The following is a 1,429-nucleotide window of genomic DNA, read 5'->3' as shown; positions in this document are numbered from 1 at the left end:
ATTGCGCCACAAAGACTTCCCGTAACAATGGCAGCAACCTGCAGAAATGCTCAAGCAACAACTGCCCCGCTTCTCGTACGAGTGTTGTCGAAAAGCGACAGAACCAATGATTGTGAACCGCCGACCTAGTCTTGACACTTGGTTCATGTCTAGTGCGCATCCTCAGCCGACTGGAAGGCTGCAACGCGACAGGAATTGTTGAGGGGTGCACTATGAACGACACGCACGCGAGCCAGCGGGAGGCGGTGATCCGGCTCCATCCGGTGACGACGCCACCCGCCGATGAGACCACCGCGTCGATGATCGACCTGCTGCAGGAGCATCTGCGGCTCGCCCGCGAAGGCAAGCTGCGCTCGCTCGCCGTCGTGTCCGTGTCCGCCGATGGATCGGCCATCGGAACCCAGTGGTCGTGCGATCCCGGCGACATGGCATCGCTGATCGGCAAGCTCACCGTCCTCACCCATGACCTCATGGCCGCTCGCAAGTAGAACGGCTCGTTCCGATGATGGCGCACCGGCCGATCACCAGGACGAGCAACTCCCCGGAGCAACACATTGAATGTGCCTGCGACCGGTGCGCCAGATCCACGCAACCGCAACAAGCGGCCCAAAGGTGGGCCCCGCCGATGCCGCTACATCGTCTAGGATGCTCGTCGTAGCGCCCTCTCCTCCGGAGCCCTGACTTGGCAGGAGCCGAGCTGGTGAGACTGGCATCGGAGGCTCGCCTACGTCGCAACACAACCTGCGAAAGTCCGATGTGGGGGGCCGCTGTCACAGGCCCACGTCCCGCCAGAGGCATCTGAGCTCCGAACCGGTGTAGGGGTGATAGCTTATGCTCGGCCCCTCTTCGATTTGCCCAGTCAGCTTCCCGCCGCCTGGCGAACGCCAATTCTCACGGTCCTGCTTACCGTTCCGCAGCAGCAACAATACCGTCCGGCACTCACCTCGTTGCCCGACCCGGGTAGACTATGAGTTTGGCAAGAACGGCACAGCCCAGTTCTGCTAAGTCCCGGCTATCATGCCCGCTGCACCAGAATGTACTAACATATTGTTCTTGATCATGCGCTTTGTCGGGGGAGCGACATGGATTGCGATCAAGACTGGGGTTTCCCTTGTCCCTCCCATCCTGTTCTCAGGGACGCGGTTCCTGGCTGCAGGCGTTCTGGATTACTTGGGGAGCGTAACTACCATCCGAACTACTTCGCGGCTTACGTGTTCGACTCGGACGGCCACACCATCGAGGCGGTACATCACGGGCCAGTCGAACGCCCCGTCACGTCGGTCAGGTTCCGCTCAACAATTCTTTGACCTAAGTTCGGCGAGCATGCCGATCTCCACTATCCGATCGCCCGTCCTGAACCGCATCGGATTGATCCACGGGAGTTCCACGTGAGGGTTGTCCAAGTCGACCGCGCATTCCAGGCGCAAAG

Annotated in this window: 1 protein-coding gene; it reads left to right on the top strand. The window is 60.5% G+C overall.

All coding sequences use genetic code 11. The features are described 5' to 3' along the window. Positions 1 to 212: 212 nt before the first annotated feature. The gene (locus GR303_RS24205; protein WP_161727017.1) at positions 213 to 488 is read left to right on the top strand and encodes a hypothetical protein; all 276 of its coding nucleotides are present in this window, start codon (positions 213 to 215) and stop codon (positions 486 to 488) included. Positions 489 to 1,429: the final 941 nt, after the last annotated feature.

It is taken from the genome of Microvirga arsenatis (assembly GCF_009910705.1).
Lineage (GTDB): Bacteria > Pseudomonadota > Alphaproteobacteria > Rhizobiales > Beijerinckiaceae > Microvirga > Microvirga arsenatis.
Note: the sequence above shows the minus strand (reverse complement) of the source record. Positions and strands in the feature narration are given on the sequence as shown.